This window comes from Paraburkholderia sp. SIMBA_054, assembly GCF_046534875.1.
GTDB classification, from domain to species: domain Bacteria; phylum Pseudomonadota; class Gammaproteobacteria; order Burkholderiales; family Burkholderiaceae; genus Paraburkholderia; species Paraburkholderia hospita.
This window is the reverse complement of record NZ_JAWRXV010001329.1, coordinates 1-250: the sequence shown is the minus strand read 5'-3', so window position 1 is coordinate 250 and position 250 is coordinate 1. Positions and strand designations below refer to the sequence as shown.

At 51.6% G+C, this 250-nt stretch carries 1 protein-coding gene; it reads right to left on the bottom strand.

Annotation, left to right across the window (positions count from 1 at the left end; all coding sequences use genetic code 11):
• A partial coding sequence (locus SB822_RS59395) for a hypothetical protein (RefSeq protein ID WP_410859413.1) occupies window positions 1-250 on the bottom strand: 250 nt, incomplete at both ends.

Genomic DNA, 250 nt, shown 5'->3' with positions numbered 1-250 from the left:
AGGTGTTCCAGAAAGGGGACCTGGTTGCTAAAGCGTTGAGGCGTGCGTGTTTGCAGCCTGGCGATGACTGTCGGATCCACGCCATGTCGCGTCTTCAGATAATCAGAAGTAGCATCGTTAAGCACATAATCCTGATAATTGCCGCGCAAGAGCGACAGGAAGTTCAGGCGGGATTTTGTTTTCGTGGTGCGAAAGACGGTAAGATGCTCGCCGCCAATATGGGTGGTATAGAAGTTATCACGCGCATGAC